The following is a 16938-nucleotide window of genomic DNA, read 5'->3' on the forward strand; positions in this document are numbered from 1 at the left end:
TGCGTTTGCAAGGTCTGAGGCGCGCCGCCCGTTCGTTCGGGCGGCGCGCTTTTTCATGTGTTGAACCCGCGCTGCGCCAAGGTTTGCTCGACGTTGGGCTTGGCAGCTTCCGGGGCGCGTGCGGCGGCTGCGGGATCAGGCGCATCGGGTTCCCGCTCGGACGGAAGGCCCTGCAGCTTTTTTGAACGATGCGACTGCCAGGAAGGCCGCGGCGGCTATGATGCCCGTGATCGAGAGCGCTGCGGATTGCGCACCGTCCCCGGTTTCGGCGATAGCGGGTTCGGGCTGATCGTCAGGCAGGGGACTGTCGGCAAGGTCTAAGCGCGCTTCCACCAGGGGCGTCTCTTGATCTTGGTACGCAAGCTCCACGGGGTGCTTGGCCTCGTCAATCTGGTAGCCCTTCGGGGCTCGGATTTCGACCGCTTCGTAGCGGCCGAGCGGCAAGGGCGCGGTGGTTGCCGCTCCCGAATCGTCGGTGAGCAGCGTGGCCGCTACGTCTTCGGCTCGCAAAAGCACCGACCCGTCGGCGGCGACGATGTCGTGCGCTGCGCGAATCTCGTACAGCGCTTCGGCAAGCGGCTCTTTGCTGACGGCATCGGTTTTCGCGATGGTTATGCAGCCTTGGGCCGACTGGTTCGGGAACTGGACTTCTGCATGGACGCACGGCTGCGACGGGTCGCCGTAGGCAAGCTCGACCCGCAGGGGCTCGGTTGCGCGGACGTAGCCTTGCGGCGCCTGCGTTTCGATGATCTCGTACGCGCTCAGATGAAGCCCTGTTGCGCATGCCGAACCACTGTCGTCCGAGATCAGCGTTGCAACCGTTTCTCCTTGGGATACACGCGTGGTTCCGCCGGCGCTGACCACGTCTTGAGCGGCGCGCACTTCCCAGCTGATGCCGGGTCGGGCTAGGGGCAGCCCTGTTGCGGCATCGGTCTTGCGAAGGGTCAGGCAAGCCGTTTGGGGCTTGTTCTCGATCGCGACGACCAGGGGGTCTTTCGGATCGTGCCCGTTTCCGGCAGCGAGAGAGAACGGCACGGGATTTGCGTCCAGCACGTAGCCGTACGGCGGTGTGATTTCCTGCACCCAGTACGTTTCTCCGCCGTTGAGCTTTCCGGGCAGCAGGCAGCTGCCCGATTCGTCGGTGGCGAACTCGGTTTCGGCCTTCGCGTCGCCATCGCTATCGGCATTGAAGGGCACTGCATTGCCGAAGCGGTCCAGGATTCGAAACACGGTGCGTCCGGCTATCGTTCGGCCCGTATCCGCATCGCGTTTCACCACCTTCAGAAACGTCCCGGTATCGTTTTCGACCGTGTAGGAGTAGGTGCGCCCGTGATCCGCCACGGTGACGGGGAACGCGGGGGCGGCCTGGTATCCGGCGGGTGTGGTGGCAGGGTCTTCCTGCACAAGGTACGTGCCGAAGGGCAGCGCCCCCGCCTGTTCGGGGTCTTTCGCGTGCGCGGTGGCGGCGAGGCCTTGGTCGTCGGTGACGATGCGCGCTGCAACTTGCCCGCTTGCCTTGTGCACGATATCGAACGCCACGCCTTTGAGCGGGCGCTTCTCGGCCTTGTCTCCTGTGGTTCCTTCGCCGGCGCCTACCTTGAGGATGGCGATGTCTCCGCGAATTACCCGATCGGGTACTTCGGCGGCGTGAAACAGCGCGTCGAGCGGCTTGTCGCCCGATGCCGTGATCGGGCAGGCGAAGGCCGGCGATTCGGAAAGCAGGTACCCTTGCGGTGCCGAGACCTCGCGAACCACGAGGGTTCCCAGCGGCAGCCCCGATCCGGCGCCGTTCGACGGAAGCAAAGCGGGGTCGATACGCGCAACGCCTTGCTCGTCGGCGACGGCCGTGAGGGTGAGCGTGGGCGAGAGCCCCGATGCGGCGGCTTCTTCCGGCGTTGCGAACACGCCGGCAAAATGCTCAACTTGGAAAACCGCTCCGGCAAGGGTCGCATCGCCCTGTGCCTGCGAGGTCCCCGATTCCGCATCGATCTTTAGTGCGACGGGCTCGACAAGGGCAAGCTGCGGTTCGTCGACGACCCTTGCAAGGGGAGCCTTGCCGTCGAGGCAGCTTTTCACGCTTAGCGCAACGGGATAGCTTTGCGCATTCAGGGCGTAGCCTTTCGGTGCCGAAACCTCTTTGATCCAATATGATCCGGGCCATAGGGTTGCTTCGCTTTGCCCGAAACCGTTTGCGTCCGTTACGATGGTCTGCACCTGGTTGGTGCAAGCGGGGTCATCGTATACGCCGTACACGGCGCCGGAAAGGGCGTAGCAGGGGTTTTCGTTCGTTACCGCGGGTGCTGACGACGTCTTTTGCAGGCCGATGGATCCGGTCAAAGGAGGCTCCCAGCTGTTTGCGTAAGAGGTTTTGCCCCCTTCGACAACGATGGTCTGATCCGATTCGTCCAGGGCGTAGCCGGGCGATGCCGCGGTTTCCACCAGCCGGTATCGACCGAGGGGAACGTCGGCTGCCGTCGCTTTTCCCTTGGCATCGGTGGTCAGGGAGGCGCATGCCGAGCCGTCGGCGGCAACTAATTGGTACCGGGCTCCTTCGACGGACGCCTCGGGCACCGCGTTTTCGTACGCCGGGTTTCCGTGCTTTTGAAGTTCGACCGATCCGTGCAGGTAGATAGTGAATTCTCCGACGTTCTGCGCGCCTAGGGGCGAGTAGTGGTTCGGGTACATGCCCGCGTCCGAGCAGTCGATGGCGATCGCATAGCCGCCGTTGCCAAGGCGCGTTCCCGTGAACGGGTAGTGCCCCGGAAGCGGGGTTCCGTACATCGGGCCCGACGTGCAGTGCCCCGTGGCTTCGATTCCGTATTGCGGGAAGCGCACGACGAACGTGTTGCCTCCCATCGGCCCGTCGATTTCGGGGTTCGTGCATTCGACGTAGCAGGTGCCGTTGATGGTCGAGGGCGCGGCGTGCGCCGGTTGCGGCGCGCAGCAGGGAAGGCTTACGATCAGGGCTATGCCTAGTGCTGCGAGAAACCAAATGAGCGCTCCTCGGTCGGATGCTTCGGAGCGAAAGGGCTTCAGCTGTTCGAAGCCCTTTCCGCTTTCCGCACGGTTGTTTGCGCGACGCCGATCCATGGCCGTTCCCTTTCTCGCCGATGGCGGCACCAGCGCGATGCCGTGGCTCCATCATAGCGAGGCGTTCTAGCAGGTTCATGACGTGCGTCTAGCGAAAAACCACGCGGTTGTGCGCTGCCTCCAGCGCGCATGCAGTACGGTTCTTGCGCGGGGCCTGCGCGTATCTAGCGCGTTTCCGCCCCGATCCTTCCGCCGTTCTAGCAGAATTCTAGCGCGGATCAAGCGCGCGCTTCTCATCAGGTGAAACGACCTTGCAAAGCGGCCGGACGGAACGCGCGAAGCGGCGGTGGAGACGTGTCGCGCGCTTCGGCAAAGATGCGTTTATTGAGCAAATTCGCAACAACGCCGGACGCTCGCAGCTTTGGGCCGACCCCTTGAATTACAATAGCGCACGTCAAAAACGTCTTCGAGCCGCGCTCGAATCCCGATCGCGCGGCGTTTTCCGAATGACCCGCGTGCGTTAGGAGCATCGTCATGTGCGGAATCGTTGGATATACGGGGCGTCGTCCCGTTCAGGACATTCTCATCGAGGGGCTTTCGCGGCTCGAGTACCGCGGCTACGATTCGGCCGGCGTGGCCATCGAGCAAGACGGCAAGCTCGAAGTCGTTCATCGCAAGGGCAAGGTAAGCAGTTTGGCCCACACGCTCGGGCATTTCGATTTCACCGGCACCTGCGGTATCGGGCACACGCGTTGGGCTACGCACGGACGTCCGAGCGAAGCGAACGCGCATCCGCACACGTCGTGCAATGGTCGCATCGCGGTGGTGCACAACGGTATTATCGAGAACTTCGCCGAGTTGCGCGAAGAGCTGGAGGGGTTGGGCCACGTTTTCACCAGTCAGACCGATACCGAGGTCATTCCGCATTTAGTGGAGGAGGCGTATCGCGAAAGCCACGACCTCATGCAGGCCGTGCGCGAGGCTGCAGAGCGCCTGATCGGCGCGTACGCTATCGCGGTGGTCAGCTCCGACGAGCCGGGAACGCTCGTGGTGTCGCGCAAAGACTCGCCGCTGGTGGTGGGGCTTGCCGGCGACGGCGCGTACGTGGCCAGCGACATCATCGCCGTGATCGACGCGACGCGCGACGTGGCGGTGCTTTCGGACGGCGACATCGCCAAGCTGACGCCGGAATCCTCCGAGTTCTTCAACGTTCGCGGCGAGCGATTCCAGCCTGAGATCACGCATGTGGACTGGGACGTCGACGTGGCGGAAAAGGGCGGCTATCCCGACTTCATGCTCAAGGAAATCCACGAGCAGCCGCGCGTCATCCGCGACACGTTGGCGGGCCGCCTGGTCAACGGCGCGCTGGCTATCGACGAGCTTGATCTGTCCGTTGAAGAACTCAACTTGATCGACCGCGTGTACGTCATTGCGTGCGGCACGTCGTACCATGCCGGGCTGATCGCGAAGAACCTGATCGAGGGCTGGGCGCGCATCCCGACGGAGGTCGAGGTTGCCAGCGAGTTCCGCTATCGCAACCCCATCATCACGCCGACTACGCTGGTGGTTGCCGTGTCGCAGTCGGGCGAGACGGCCGACACGCTGGCCGCCATTCGCGACGCCCGCGTGAAGGGCGCGCGTGTGTTCGGCATTACCAACGTGGTGGGTTCGCCCGTTGCCCGCGAAAGCGACGGCGTGATCTACACGAAGGCGAACAAGGAGATCGCGGTGGCGTCCACGAAGTCCTTCTTGGGGCAGGTGGTGTCGCTGACGCTTCTGGCAATGCTGTTGGCCCAGGTGAAGGGCAAGCTCAAGATGAACCAAGTGCGTCTTCTGTTCCGCGAGCTAGCCGACACCGCCGATCAGGTCGAGCGCATCTTGGCCGACACGTCCGCTATCGACGAGGCGGCGCGCGCGTGCAAGGACGCGGCCAGCGCGCTGTTCGTGGGACGCGGCATGGGCGCCGCCATCAGCTACGAAGGCGCGCTCAAGCTCAAGGAGATCAGCTACCTGCACGCCGAGGCGTATCCGGCGGGCGAGATGAAACACGGCCCCATCGCGCTTCTCGACGAGGGCTTTCCCGTTATTGCCGTAGCTACGAAAAGCCCGGTCTACGACAAGCTGATCTCCAACTTGCAGGAAAGCAAGGCGCGCGGGGCCATGGTGGTGGCCATCGCCACCGAGGGCGACCAGGAGATCAAGCAGCACGCCGATCATGTCATCTACATCCCGAAGGTGCGCGATGCGTTTTCCGCCATCACCGCCAGCGTGCCGCTGCAGCTGTTCGCGCGCGCCATCGCCGTCGAGCGAGGATGCGATGTGGACCAGCCGCGCAACTTGGCGAAGAGCGTGACCGTTGAATAGGGAAGGGGAGTTCGTGGAGCAGGGAAAACGCGTGGATTCGTCCGATGCCGCCGGCATGTTCGATGCCGTGGAGGGCGCGGTCGGTTTGGGCATGGACATTGTGGAGATCGCTCGAATGCGGACGATCCTGCAGCGCACTCCCAGCTTCCGTACGCGCGTGTTCTCTGAGGACGAGCGCGCCTATTGCGACGCGACGGCTGCGCCCGAGGTGCATTACGCCACGCGCTTCGCGGCCAAGGAGGCCGTGGTGAAGGCGCTTGGCACGGGGTTCTCCCAGGGCATCGGCGTGCGCGACATCGAGGTGCGGCGCAACGCGAAGGGCCGTCCCTACGTGGTGCTGTCGGGTCGTGCGAAGGAGGTGGCGCGCGAGCAGGGCGTTCGCGAGCTTCCGTTGTCGCTGTCCTACACGCATACCGACGCGGTAGCTTGCGCGATGGCCATCACCGAGGATTCCGTGCGCGCGCAAGAGGAGCGCGTGAACCCCATGGAAGAGCTGGCGAAGCAGTTCAAGGAAGCGCGCAGCATGCTCGACGAGCTGGACGCGCCGAAGAAGGCCGACCCCGCCTCGTAGACGGGCTGCTTGGGGTGCGGATGCGGGCGTGGGCGCGGTCGCATGCGGCTTGACCGGGCGCTTCTGGCCTTGCTTGAAGATGTGCGGCAACCGGGTTCGCGCGCGGCGGCCGACGTTGGGCGCCGCGCGCGCCGTCGGACTCGATTTCGCGTCCAGCGAGCGCTGCCGAGGTCGATCTTGGGTCCAGCGAGCGTCGCTGGGATCGATCTGCGCCCAACGAGCGCTGCGGGGATCGATCTGCGCACGAAAAACCGCCCTCGCTGGCAGGTTTTTGCGTTTAGAAGTCGTTGAGTCGGGCCTCGCTTTCGTTGGCGTTCGCCGCGTTTCTCATTTTCCCTGGTCATAGCGTTGGGCTGCTGTGCTGCGTCTTCGCGGGCGTTCGTCCGGTCGGATCAAACGACCGCAAACCGTCAAAACCTGCCAGCGAAGGCGGTTTTTCGTGCGCGGGGGTGCGGCTCGCGCTTGTGCGCGCGGGCATGGAGCGCCACTTGTGCGCAGAGGCGTCGCTCGCGCTTGCACGTGCGGGACGTCGTTTCCGCTTGGAGTATACTGGCGGCATGAAACGTCTTGGAAAGGCGGTCGCTATGGACGATGTGCGTACCTATACCCCGGAAGAGCTGGCCGCGCTGCTCCCGTTGCCGGCCGATGACGCGAACAAGTACTCGCGCGGCAAGCTGGTGGCCGTGGTGGGAAGCGCGCGCTATCCCGGTGCGGCATGTTTGGCGTCGTGCGCGTCCGAGCGCATGGGCGCCGGTTACACCGAAACGTTCACTGACGAGGCGGCTGCGAACCTGGTGCGCGCCGCTAGCTACTCGCTTGTCGTGCGCTCGCGCGCGGCGTTGCAGTCGGGAGCCTTGGCGCCGTCTCGTCCGGGGAAGCCGTGCGCGTACGCAGTGGGCAGCGGCTTCGATGTGCAGGACGCGGAATCGACGCGTCTGGTTCATCTGCTGCTCAAGCACGCGGAGGCGCCCGTGCTGGTGGACGGCGGCGGGCTTGACGCGCTTTCGTCTGCGAAGGGTCGCCGGCTGCTCAAGCGGCGCTTCGTTCGAGGGCTTCCCACCGTGGTCACGCCGCATGCGGGAGAAGCCGCGCGCTTGGCCGCGCCGCTCGACCTGCCCACAGACGATCTGTGCGCGCTGGCGCGCTTGATCGCGCTTTCGTACGGCGTGATCGCCTTGGTGAAAGGCCCGATCACCTATATTTCAGACGGCGATCGGGTGGCGTGCATGCGCGAAGGCACGCCTGCTTTGGCGAAAGCGGGAACGGGCGATGTGCTGGCAGGCATGGCGGGCGCGCTTCTGGCGCAGGGGTTGGACGCGTTCGACGCAAGCGTGCTGGCCGCGTCGCTGCATGCCCGCGCCGCCCGGATTGCCGAGGCACGTTTGACGTCGGTGTGCGTTGTCGCGCAGGACGTTGTCGCGGCCATTCCGCAGGCTGTCGCGTCGCTCGCCGAATCAGGCGCGCAACAGTGCGAAAACGGTCTTCTGACAGTGACTCCGCTGCATGCGAGTGCGCTACAATGAATCGAGCGACGCCGTTGGGGCGTCGGAACGCTTGTGAAGGAGCCATCCATGGATACGACGAAAAAGCATGATTGGGGCCTGGTTGTCGCAGGTATCATGCTCATAGCATGCGCGTTCTTTTTCCTGCTTGCACCGGGTTTGACGCTTGTGACCATCACGGCCATCGCGGGTGCGGCGTTTCTCGTGTCCGGCGTGTTCGACATCATCAGCTACATCAGGTTCCATAAGGCCATGAACTTGTCGGGGTGGGTGATTGCCTATGCCGTGCTGGACATCTTGATCGGTTTGATGTTCTTGCTGCATCCGCTGGCCTTCGCCTCGGTCATCCCGTGGATTATGGGCGCGTTTTTCCTGGCATTCGGCGTGTTCGAGGTTGTCGGTGCGTTCAAGATCCGCAAAAGCGGCGTTCCCCTGTGGGGTTGGATGGCGTTCTCCGGCCTGGTGAGCGTGCTGTGCGGCTTGACGTTTTTCTTCTCGCCGGCTTCGTTCAGCGTGTTCTTGTCCGTGTTCGTCCTGATGCGCGGCGTGTCGATGATCTTCTACGGATGGAATGCTGGCAAGGCTATGATGGCATAAGGTTGCCGGCGTTCGCTGCGGGCGCGCATGGTAGAATCTCATATCGATACCAACGAAGGCCCCGAACTCATCGGGGCCTTCTTCCCGAATAGCGGCGAAGGCGGGAGAAGCGACCATGGCAGACGAACAGCAAACCCTGCTCGACGAGCGTGCGCTCGCGGAAGCGACCAGCGATCCGGCGGCGCGCGTGGAGGCGCTGCGGCACGAAATCGAGCATCATACTTATTTATACTACGCCAACGATGCGCCCGAGATATCCGATGCGGCGTTCGACTCGCTCATGCGCGAACTGCGCGAGCTGGAGGCGGCGCATCCTGACCTGATCGACCCCGCAAGCCCCACGCAGCGCGTGGGCGGCTACGTGGGCGACCAGTTCGCTCCCGTGCGCCATGCGCGCAGGATGTACTCGCTCGACAACGCCATGGACTTGGAAGAGTTGGACGCGTGGCTCGACCGCGTGGTCGAGGCGTTCGGCCGCATGGTGCCGGTGTGCTGCGAGCTCAAGATCGACGGATCGTCCATAGCCCTTACGTACGAAGGCGCGCGTCTGGTGCGCGCGGCGACGCGCGGCGACGGCACGACGGGCGAGGACGTGACCGCCAACATGCGCACGGTCAAGGACGTGCCGCTGCGCTTGCGCGAGCAGGGCATGGCGGGCTTGGTCGATCCGGACGGCTCCGTCGAGCTGCGCGGAGAGGTGTACATGCCGAAGTCGAGTTTCCAGTCCCTGAACGCGGCGGCCGAGGCTAACGGCAAGCAGGCGTTCGCCAATCCCCGCAACGCCGCTGCCGGCAGCTTGCGCCAAAAAGACCCCTCCATCACGGCTCATCGCGATCTGTCGACGTTCGTCTACGCGGTTGCCGACGAGCGCGGACTGCACGCCGCAGGGCAATGGGAGCTGCTGCAGTGGCTGCGCGAAGCCGGCTTCCACGTCAATCCCGACGTCGAGCTGTGCCAGACGGCTCAGGCGGTGCATGCGTTCTGCGAACGCGCGCTCGAACGGCGCGAGGAGCTGCCGTACGAGATCGACGGCGTGGTGGTCAAGGTGAACTCCTTCTCGCAGCAGGAATCGATGGGCTACACGGCGCGCGCGCCGCGGTGGGCTATCGCGTTCAAGTTCCCGCCCGAGGAAAAGACCACGCTTTTGCGTGACATCACCGTGCAGGTGGGGCGTACCGGCAAGCTTACGCCGGTGGCCGAGCTGGACCCGGTGGTCGTGGCCGGATCGACCGTTGCCCGAGCCACGCTCCATAACGAAGACGAGGTTCAGCGCAAGGACGTGCGCGTGGGCGATACCGTTATCATCCGCAAGGCGGGCGACGTCATTCCCGAGGTTCTAGGTCCCGTGCTGTCCCTCCGCCCGACCGACGCTGCGCCGTGGTGCATGCCGACCTCGTGCCCGAGTTGCGCAAGCCCTGTCATTCGCGAAGAGGGCGAGGTGGATTTCCGCTGCATTTCCATCGATTGCCCGGCGCAGGCTTTGGAGCGCCTGCTCCATTGGGCGAGCCGCGGGGCTATGGACATCGACGGCATGGGCGAGGAGATCGTGTCGCGCCTGGTGGAGAGCGGGCGCTTGACCGACGTTGCCGATTACTACACGCTGGACGAGGTGGAGCTTTCGCTTTTGGACATGGGTCGCGTCAATAAAGACGGCGATCCCATTCGGCTGGGATCGACCGTGGCGAAGAAGCTGGTGGCCGCTATCGACGAAAGTCGGACGCGCCCCTTCGCGCGCGCGTTGTTCGGCTTGGGCATCCGCCACGTGGGCAAGACCATCGCCGAGCTGCTGGCTGCTGCGTATCCGAGCGCCGATGCGCTTATGAAGGCCACCGAAGAGGACCTGGCCGCCATCGACGGCGTGGGCCCGAAGATCGCGCGGAGCGCGTACCTGTTTTTGCGCACGCCCGACAACGTGGCCGTGATCGAGCGTTTGCGCAAGCATGGCGTGGCGCTGAAGGACGAAGCCGCTGCTGCTGGCGATCAGCTGCCCCAAACGCTTGCGGGCTTGACGTTCGTGCTGACGGGGTCGCTTGTGGAAAGCGGGATGACGCGCGACGAGGCGGGCGGCGCTCTGAAAGCGCGCGGCGCCAAGGTGTCGAGCAGCGTGTCGAAGAAGACCAGCTTCGTGGTGGCTGGCGAGGCGGCTGGCAGCAAGTACGACAAGGCGGTTTCCCTGGGCGTTCCCATCTTGGACGAAGCGGCGCTGCTGCGCATTCTGGAAACGGGGGAGGCGCCCGCCGCTGCGATCGGCGCAACCGACGCGATCGACGCGTAGGGTCCTGCGGGTCGCCTTGCCGTTCGCGGCGGGAAGCGCGCGCCTACCGAGGAAGTTACGATATGAAAGTCCGTAACACCCGGTACCCGTTTTGCATGCTATAGTGTGTTACGCAAATAGAAACCGTAACACTACAAGTGTGCGGGAAGCTACGCGCTTTGTTCGCATGGGAGGTTTTCATGAACGGTATTACCCGAAGGGATTTCGCGAAGGCATCGGCGGCTGGCGTTGCCGCGCTTTCGCTGGGCGGCCTGCTTGCTTCGTGTGCATCCGACAACAACGCGGCGTCCAAGCCCGAAGCCGGCGCCGACGGCGCAACGGCTCCGAAGAACCAGGTGGTGGTGTCCATGACCACGGGATCGGAGCCGGCGGCGGGATTCGATCCGCTGGTGTCCTGGGGCTGCGGCGAGCATGTGCACGAGCCGCTGATCCAATCCACGCTCATCACCACGAACGCCGATCTGGAGTTCGTGAACGACGTAGCCACGTCGTACGAATGCGCTCAGGATGGCATGACGTGGACGTTCAAGATTCGCGACGACATCAAATTCACCGACGGCACGCCGCTCAAGGCGTCCGATGTCGCCTTCACCATCAACGGCATCTTGAACTCCGATGCGTCGGAATGCGACTTGTCCATGGTGAAGGCCGCCGAAGCGCCCGATGACACCACCGTGGTGATCAACATGGCCAAGCCGTTCAATGCGCTGCTGTACACGCTGGCGGTGGTCGGCATTGTGCCCGAGCACGCGTACGGTAAAGAGTACGGAGCCAACCCTATTGGCAGCGGCCGCTACATGCTGGAGCAGTGGGACAAGGGCCAGCAGGTCATTCTCAAGGCGAACCCCGACTACTACGGGGAGGCTCCGCGCATGGAGCGCGTGGTGGCGGTGTTCATGGAAGAGGATGCGTCGCTTGCCGCTGCCAAGTCCGGCCAGGTGGACGTGGCGTACACCTCTGCGACGTTCGCGGCGAACCAGCCGAGCGGCTACGATTTGCTGAACTGCAAGTCCGTCGATTCCCGTGGCATCTCGCTTCCCGTAACGGCTCCGGGCGGCACGAAGAAGGACGAGAAGGGCGAGTACGCCGTGGGCAACGCGGTCACGAGCGATCTGGCCGTGCGTCGGGCCATCAACTACGGCGTCGACCGCGACAAGATGATCGATGCCGTGCTCGGAGGCTTCGGCACGGTGGCGTACAGCGTCGGCGACGGCATGCCGTGGTCGTCGCCCGATATGAAGTGCGCGACCGATCGGGACAAGGCCAAGAAGTTGCTCGACGATGCCGGCTGGGCCGCCGGTTCTGACGGCATACGCGCGAAGGACGGTACGCGCGCGGCGTTCGATCTGTACTACTCGGCCAGCGACACGGTGCGCCAGGCGATCGCGTCAGAGTTTGCCAACCAGATGAAGGAGCTGGGCATCGAGGTGTCTGTCAAGGGCGTGAGCTGGGACGATTTGTACCCGCATCAGTTCAGCGACCCCGTGGTGTGGGGATGGGGCACGAACGCACCCACCGAGATCTACAACCTGTTCTATTCCAAGGGCACGGGGAACTACGCCTGCTACCAGAGCGCTACGACCGACCGTTATCTGGATGAAGCGCTTGCTCAGCCGCGCGTCGAAGACTCCTACGAATTCTGGAAGAAAGCCCAATGGGACGGCAGCGAAGGCTTCGCGCCGCAGGGCGAGGCTCCGTGGGTGTGGTTCGCCAACATCGACCACTTGTATTTCGCGAAGGACAACCTCAAAGTGGCCGAGCAGAAGCCGCATCCGCACGGTCATGGATGGTCGCTCGTGAACAACGTCGACCAGTGGGCGTGGATGTAGCGTATAGTATTCGTTCATGCCCCGGTTCATCTTTCGGAACATAGCGAAGTTCGTCTTGCTCATGATTGCGGTGAGCCTCGTAACGTTCGTCCTGGTAAGCGTATCGCCGGTTGATCCGGTGCAGGCGAACGTGGGCCAGGCCGCCTATATCAACATGAGCGAGGCGAAGCGTGCGCAGTTGGCGGAGTACTGGGGCGTGAACACGCCTTTGTGGGAGCGGTACGCGAACTGGGCGTCCGACTTCCTGCGCGGCGATATGGGCACGTCCCTGCGCTACAACGCGCCGGTGGCCGACGTCATCGGCACGCGCGCGCTGAATTCGCTTGCGCTCATGGCAACTGCTTGGGCGGTCAGCGGGGTGCTGGGGTTCGCCTTGGGCATTTTGGCGGGCGTGAACCGCGGCAAGCTGGTCGACCGGGTGGTGAAGGGGTACTGCTTTTTGCTGGCGTCCGTGCCGACGTTCTGGCTCGGCCTGGTGTTTCTTATCGTGTTTTCCGTGTGGCTGGGGTGGTTCCCGTTCGGCTTCTCGGTTCCCATCGGCGTGTCTGCGGCGGACGTGACCTTTGCCGACGCGCTTCATCATCTGGCGCTTCCCGCCCTCACGCTGTCGGTGGTGGGCGTGGCCAACATCGCGCTGCACACGCGCGAGAAGACCATCGACGTTTTGGAAAGCGACTACGTGCGCTTCGCTCGAGCGCGCGGCCTTTCCACGTGGGGCGCCGTTCGCCGGCATGGCTTGCGCAACCTGGCGCTTCCCGCCCTGACCTTGCAGTTCGCGTCGATTTCCGAGATATTCGGCGGGTCGGTGCTGGTGGAGCAGGTGTTCTCTTATCCGGGGCTGGGCCAGGCGGCCGTGACGGCCGGCCTGGGCGGCGACGTGGCCCTGCTGGCCGGGATCGCGCTTTTCTCGGCGGCGTTCGTGTTCGGCGGCAATTTGATTGCCAACGTCTTGTACGGCGTGGTCGATCCGCGCATGCGACGTTCGGAGAAAAGGGGGTCCCGTGTCTGATCTGGCTCGCATAGCCGGTGAAGCGCCGGCGCCCGTGCTCTATCGGCCTCGCAAGGCGCGCGTGGGCAATCGGAGGCTGACGCTGGCGGCGTTCGCGGTGGCCGTGGCTGCGCTTGCGGCCATCGTGGCGGCGGGCCTTGCGGTGACCGGCTCCGCCATGGACACCGATTTCGCGCTCAAGAACCTTGCGCCTAGCTGGGAGCATCCGTTCGGCACCGATTGGATGGGCCGCGACATGCTGCTGCGCACGTTGGCGGGCCTGTCGACCAGCGTGCTCGTGGGCTTGCTGGCTGCGGGCGTCTCGTCGGTGATCGCGCTGGTTCTGGGCGCGGCCGCCGCGCTGGGCGGCAAGAAGGTGGACGCTGTCGTCACCTGGCTTATCGACCTGATGATGGGCGTGCCGCACATCGTGCTGCTCATCTTGATATCGTTTGCGCTCGGCAAGGGCTTTTGGGGCGTGACCATCGGCGTCGCGATCACGCACTGGCCGAGTTTGGCTCGCGTCGTGCGCGCGGAGATCCTGCAATGCAAGGAATCGACGTTCGTGGCTGCAGCGCGCAAGCTGGGGCAAAGCCCTGCGCGCATCGCCGTGAAGCACATGCTTCCCTACGTGCTGCCGCAGTTCTTGGTGGGGCTTATCCTTTTGTTTCCCCATGCCATCCTGCATGAGGCAGCCATTACGTTCCTCGGATTCGGACTGCCGCCTGAGCAGCCTGCCATCGGCGTGATCCTCAGCGAATCGATGGGCTACCTTTCGGCCGGCATGTGGTGGCTGGCGGTGTTTCCGGGCTTGGCGCTGATCGCGACCGTGCTGCTGTTCGACGTGGCGGGCTCGAACCTGCGCAAGCTGGTCGACCCGCACAGTTCGCAGGAATAGGGGGGCGACGAGCGACTATGGAGCACGAGCTGACGCAACATGCCGATGCGCAGACCCACCATCATCACGCGCATGCGGAAGCGTCCCGGCACGATCACGGGCACCACCTGCTGCAAGTGGAAGACCTGAGCATCGGGTTTCGGATGTACGAAGAGGACGTTTCGTTCTTTCGAGCGAAGCAGCGCGAGGTCGAGGTCATTCGAAGCCTGAGCATTTCGGTGCACGTGGGGGAGATCGTGGCCGTGGTGGGTGCGTCGGGGTCGGGCAAGACGCTCTTGGCCGATGCGGTGTTGGGGCTGTTCGAGCCGAACGCCACCGTGCGCGGCCGCATCTGGTTCGACGGCCAGCTGCAAAGCGCGTCCGCGCTCGCGCATGTGCGCGGGCGCGGGATTTCCCTGGTTCCCCAAAGCGTGAATTACCTGGATCCGCTTATGAAGGTGGGCAAGCAGGTGGAAGGGTTTGCCCGGACGGGCGCAGCGCGGTCCGAGCGCCGCCGCAGGCGCGAAGAGCTGTTCGAGCGGTACGGCCTTTCCGCGGAGGTTGCGAACCTGTATCCCTTCGAGCTGTCCGGGGGCATGGCGCGCCGCGTGCTTCTGTGCTGCGCGCTCATGGACGATCCGCGCGTCATCATCGCCGACGAACCGACGCCTGGTCTTGATTTGGACCTAGCCGTTCGCGCGCTCGACGATTTCCGCGCTTTCGCCGATGCGGGCGGCGGCGTCATGCTCATCACGCACGACATCGAGCTGGCTTTGCGCGTGGCCGACCGCGTGGCGGTGTTTCGCGACGGGACGGTGGTGGAGGAGACGGCGGTTGCGAACTTCGCTTCGCCCGACTTGCTGCAGCACGAGTTCAGCCGTGCGCTTTGGCGCGCGTTGCCGGAGCACGGTTTTGAAGAGGGTGAGGTTTGATGCTGGCGATTCGCTCGAATGCGGACCGGAGCCGGTGCCGATACGGGAAGGCCGAGGACGCGGCGGGGCTTCGCTCCGTCGTTTGCACGACGGCATGCGCGACGCTTGCGATGGACGGAGGCGCGCCATGCTAGAGGCCTGCGGCATTTCCTATGCGTATCCCGGGACCGCCCGATTGCTGTACGAGGGGTTCGACTTGGCGGTTGCGCCTGATGAGCGCGTAGCCTTGTCGGCTCCTTCCGGATTCGGGAAGACGACGCTGTGCCGGTTGCTGGCCGGGTTCGAGCAACCGCAGGCTGGCCGGATCTTGGTGGACGGCAACCCGTTGCCCGATCGCGGGGCCAGCCCCGTGCAGATGATCTGGCAGCACCCGGAAACGGCTGTGGACCCGCGCATGCGCATGCGGAAAACACTTGAAGAAGCGGGTCCTGTATCCGAAGATCTCCTTGACGACCTGGGCATCCAGCGTCGTTGGCTTTCCCGGTTTCCTCATGAGCTTTCGGGCGGGGAGCTGCAGCGGTTCTGCATTGCCCGCGCGCTGGCGGTGCATCCGCGTTACCTGATCGCCGACGAGGTGTCTACTATGCTCGATGCCGTGACGCAGGCTCAGATCTGGCGCTTTTTGGTGAACGAGACGAAGCGCCGGGGCATAGGCCTGGTGTTCGTATCCCATTCGCCGGCGCTTACCGACCGCATTGCTACGCGCGTGGTGGATTTGACCGGGCGAAATTGATGGGTCGGGCAAAGCTCTGTCGGCCGAAAATCCGGGGGCTTGGCCGCTATGCAGCCTGGTGACCTGCTTGGTTTGCCTATCGCTTCCTCTGATCTTTTTAGAGAACATTTCCAATTGACTATATCTTCTTTTAAGAATAATATAAGGAACAGTCTCGGGTCTGCGACTGATTCCGTACGGTAGCTGCGGCTGCCGCTTGCTTGGCAGGCGCGGTGGATCCGGGGGATAGTCAAGAGAAGGCGCGAGAAAGGGATTTCATGAAGAAGCATACCCGCATCATGCTTGCGGCGGCGTGCGCGTTCGCCATGGTGGGCGCGTTCGCCCTCTTCGGCTGTTCGTCCGAGCCGAAGGCCGAAGAGCCTCAGAACGCGGAAAACCAATCCAACGCAGAATCGCACGAGGCCGTTGAGCTGCAGATATTCGCGGCGAACTCGCTGTCGAAGGCCATGGAAGAGGTTCAGGCCCTGTACAAGCAGGACCACGGCTGGGTTTCTTTCGCCGACACCCAGTACGAGGCTTCCGGTACGCTGAACGAAATGCTGGGAGCCGGTTCGTATGCCGACGTGTTGATTACGGCATCGAAGGCCACCATGGATACGGCCGTGAATTCCAACTACGTTGACGCGGCGACCCGCTTCGACATGTTCACTAACGAGTTGGTGCTGGTTACGGGCGAAAACAATGCCGCCGTCTCCGACATCAAGCTGGAAGATCTTTCGGCCGGGACCTACACGCTGGCCGTAGGCGACGCCAACGTTCCGGCGGGCAACTATGCCAAGCAGGCGCTGTCCACCACCGAACCGCCTTGCTGGATCAGCGCCGATGGCGCCGTCGGCAAGGAATCTTCCGGCAAGGAGGGCACCTTCGAGGGCACGCCGCTTGCAGGCAAGGTCACCGAGGGGTCCTCGGTGGGCAACGTGTGCTCGTACGCCAATTCCGGCGACGTGGATCTGGCTATGGTGTACAGCTCGGACGTATACCGCTTCGGCGGCGTGAAGATCGTGGGCACGGTTCCTGCGGATACGCACAAGAAGATCCTGTACCCTGCGGCGATCTGCGCCGATTCCAAGAATCCTGCAGCTGCTCAGGAGTTCTTGGACTGGGCCTTCACCAACGAGGGCGCCATCAAGATATGGCAGGAATGGGGCTTCGAGCTGGCAGCCTAGCGGACTCGCCAAGCTGGGGGCGCATGCAACTTTACAAGAAGGATGGGAGGGCCGGGTCTTCCCATCCTTCTTCT

The 16938-nt window shown here is 63.9% G+C and carries 12 protein-coding genes; 11 read left to right on the forward strand and 1 reads right to left on the reverse strand.

Features of this window, described 5'->3' with window-relative positions:
• Nucleotides 1–135: 135 nt before the first annotated feature.
• Nucleotides 136–3090, reverse strand: coding sequence for a prealbumin-like fold domain-containing protein (locus LQE90_RS04375; RefSeq protein WP_216528928.1), 2955 nt, complete (start codon nucleotides 3088–3090; stop codon nucleotides 136–138).
• A 474-nt stretch (nucleotides 3091–3564) separates the two neighbouring features.
• On the opposite strand from LQE90_RS04375, the gene glmS reads away from it, so the two are divergent.
• The 11 genes from glmS to LQE90_RS04430 all read left to right on the forward strand — a co-directional run bounded on the left by glmS (nucleotide 3565) and on the right by LQE90_RS04430 (nucleotide 16864).
• Nucleotides 3565–5394: a glutamine--fructose-6-phosphate transaminase (isomerizing) gene (gene glmS / locus LQE90_RS04380; RefSeq protein ID WP_216528927.1), complete on the forward strand. Its 1830-nt coding sequence runs from the start codon at nucleotides 3565–3567 to the stop codon at nucleotides 5392–5394.
• 13 nt (nucleotides 5395–5407) lie between these two features.
• Nucleotides 5408–5965, forward strand: coding sequence for a holo-ACP synthase (gene acpS, locus LQE90_RS04385; RefSeq protein WP_231088199.1), 558 nt, complete (start codon nucleotides 5408–5410; stop codon nucleotides 5963–5965).
• A gap of 584 nt (nucleotides 5966–6549) precedes the next feature.
• On the forward strand, nucleotides 6550–7488 hold the full coding sequence (locus tag LQE90_RS04390) for an NAD(P)H-hydrate dehydratase (protein WP_216528926.1): 939 nt from the start codon (nucleotides 6550–6552) through the stop codon (nucleotides 7486–7488).
• 48 nt (nucleotides 7489–7536) lie between these two features.
• Nucleotides 7537–8064, forward strand: coding sequence for an HdeD family acid-resistance protein (locus tag LQE90_RS04395; RefSeq protein WP_114567792.1), 528 nt, complete (start codon nucleotides 7537–7539; stop codon nucleotides 8062–8064).
• Between the two features lie 115 nt (nucleotides 8065–8179).
• Nucleotides 8180–10339: an NAD-dependent DNA ligase LigA gene (gene ligA, locus LQE90_RS04400; protein ID WP_216528925.1), complete on the forward strand. Its 2160-nt coding sequence runs from the start codon at nucleotides 8180–8182 to the stop codon at nucleotides 10337–10339.
• 179 nt (nucleotides 10340–10518) lie between these two features.
• The gene (locus tag LQE90_RS04405) at nucleotides 10519–12168 is read left to right on the forward strand and encodes an ABC transporter substrate-binding protein (protein ID WP_216528924.1); all 1650 of its coding nucleotides are present in this window, start codon (nucleotides 10519–10521) and stop codon (nucleotides 12166–12168) included.
• A gap of 16 nt (nucleotides 12169–12184) precedes the next feature.
• Entirely contained in the window at nucleotides 12185–13177 is a 993-nt protein-coding gene (locus LQE90_RS04410; RefSeq protein ID WP_114567789.1) for an ABC transporter permease, read from the forward strand.
• Entirely contained in the window at nucleotides 13170–14054 is an 885-nt protein-coding gene (locus LQE90_RS04415) for an ABC transporter permease (RefSeq protein ID WP_231088200.1), read from the forward strand. Before LQE90_RS04410 ends, LQE90_RS04415 begins: the two co-directional genes overlap by 8 nt.
• A 17-nt stretch (nucleotides 14055–14071) precedes the next feature.
• A complete protein-coding gene (locus tag LQE90_RS04420) occupies nucleotides 14072–14965 on the forward strand; it encodes an ATP-binding cassette domain-containing protein (protein ID WP_216528923.1) in 894 nt (297 codons plus the stop codon).
• Nucleotides 14966–15092: 127 nt separating this feature from the next.
• Nucleotides 15093–15698 carry an ABC transporter ATP-binding protein gene (locus tag LQE90_RS04425; protein ID WP_216528922.1) on the forward strand — a complete coding sequence of 202 codons (606 nt, stop codon included), beginning with the start codon at nucleotides 15093–15095 and terminating at the stop codon, nucleotides 15696–15698.
• Nucleotides 15699–15955: 257 nt separating this feature from the next.
• Nucleotides 15956–16864 (forward strand): molybdate ABC transporter substrate-binding protein, encoded by a 909-nt coding sequence (locus tag LQE90_RS04430; protein WP_114567786.1) that lies wholly within the window; start codon nucleotides 15956–15958, stop codon nucleotides 16862–16864.
• Nucleotides 16865–16938: the final 74 nt, after the last annotated feature.

Origin of the sequence: Paraeggerthella hominis (assembly GCF_021044775.1) — a bacterium.
GTDB lineage: Bacteria > Actinomycetota > Coriobacteriia > Coriobacteriales > Eggerthellaceae > Paraeggerthella > Paraeggerthella hominis.

Excerpts from the sequence above, each read along its gene's own strand:
- LQE90_RS04375 (WP_216528928.1), bottom strand. The coding sequence starts at position 3,090 with ATGGATCGGCGTCGCGCAAACAACCGTGCGGAAAGCGGAAAGGGCTTC.
- glmS (WP_216528927.1), top strand. The coding sequence starts at position 3,565 with ATGTGCGGAATCGTTGGATATACGGGGCGTCGTCCCGTTCAGGACATT.
- LQE90_RS04390 (WP_216528926.1), top strand. The coding sequence starts at position 6,550 with ATGGACGATGTGCGTACCTATACCCCGGAAGAGCTGGCCGCGCTGCTC.
- LQE90_RS04395 (WP_114567792.1), top strand. The coding sequence starts at position 7,537 with ATGGATACGACGAAAAAGCATGATTGGGGCCTGGTTGTCGCAGGTATC.
- ligA (WP_216528925.1), top strand. The coding sequence starts at position 8,180 with ATGGCAGACGAACAGCAAACCCTGCTCGACGAGCGTGCGCTCGCGGAA.
- LQE90_RS04405 (WP_216528924.1), top strand. The coding sequence starts at position 10,519 with ATGAACGGTATTACCCGAAGGGATTTCGCGAAGGCATCGGCGGCTGGC.
- LQE90_RS04410 (WP_114567789.1), top strand. The coding sequence starts at position 12,185 with ATGCCCCGGTTCATCTTTCGGAACATAGCGAAGTTCGTCTTGCTCATG.
- LQE90_RS04420 (WP_216528923.1), top strand. The coding sequence starts at position 14,072 with ATGGAGCACGAGCTGACGCAACATGCCGATGCGCAGACCCACCATCAT.
- LQE90_RS04425 (WP_216528922.1), top strand. The coding sequence starts at position 15,093 with ATGCTAGAGGCCTGCGGCATTTCCTATGCGTATCCCGGGACCGCCCGA.
- LQE90_RS04430 (WP_114567786.1), top strand. The coding sequence starts at position 15,956 with ATGAAGAAGCATACCCGCATCATGCTTGCGGCGGCGTGCGCGTTCGCC.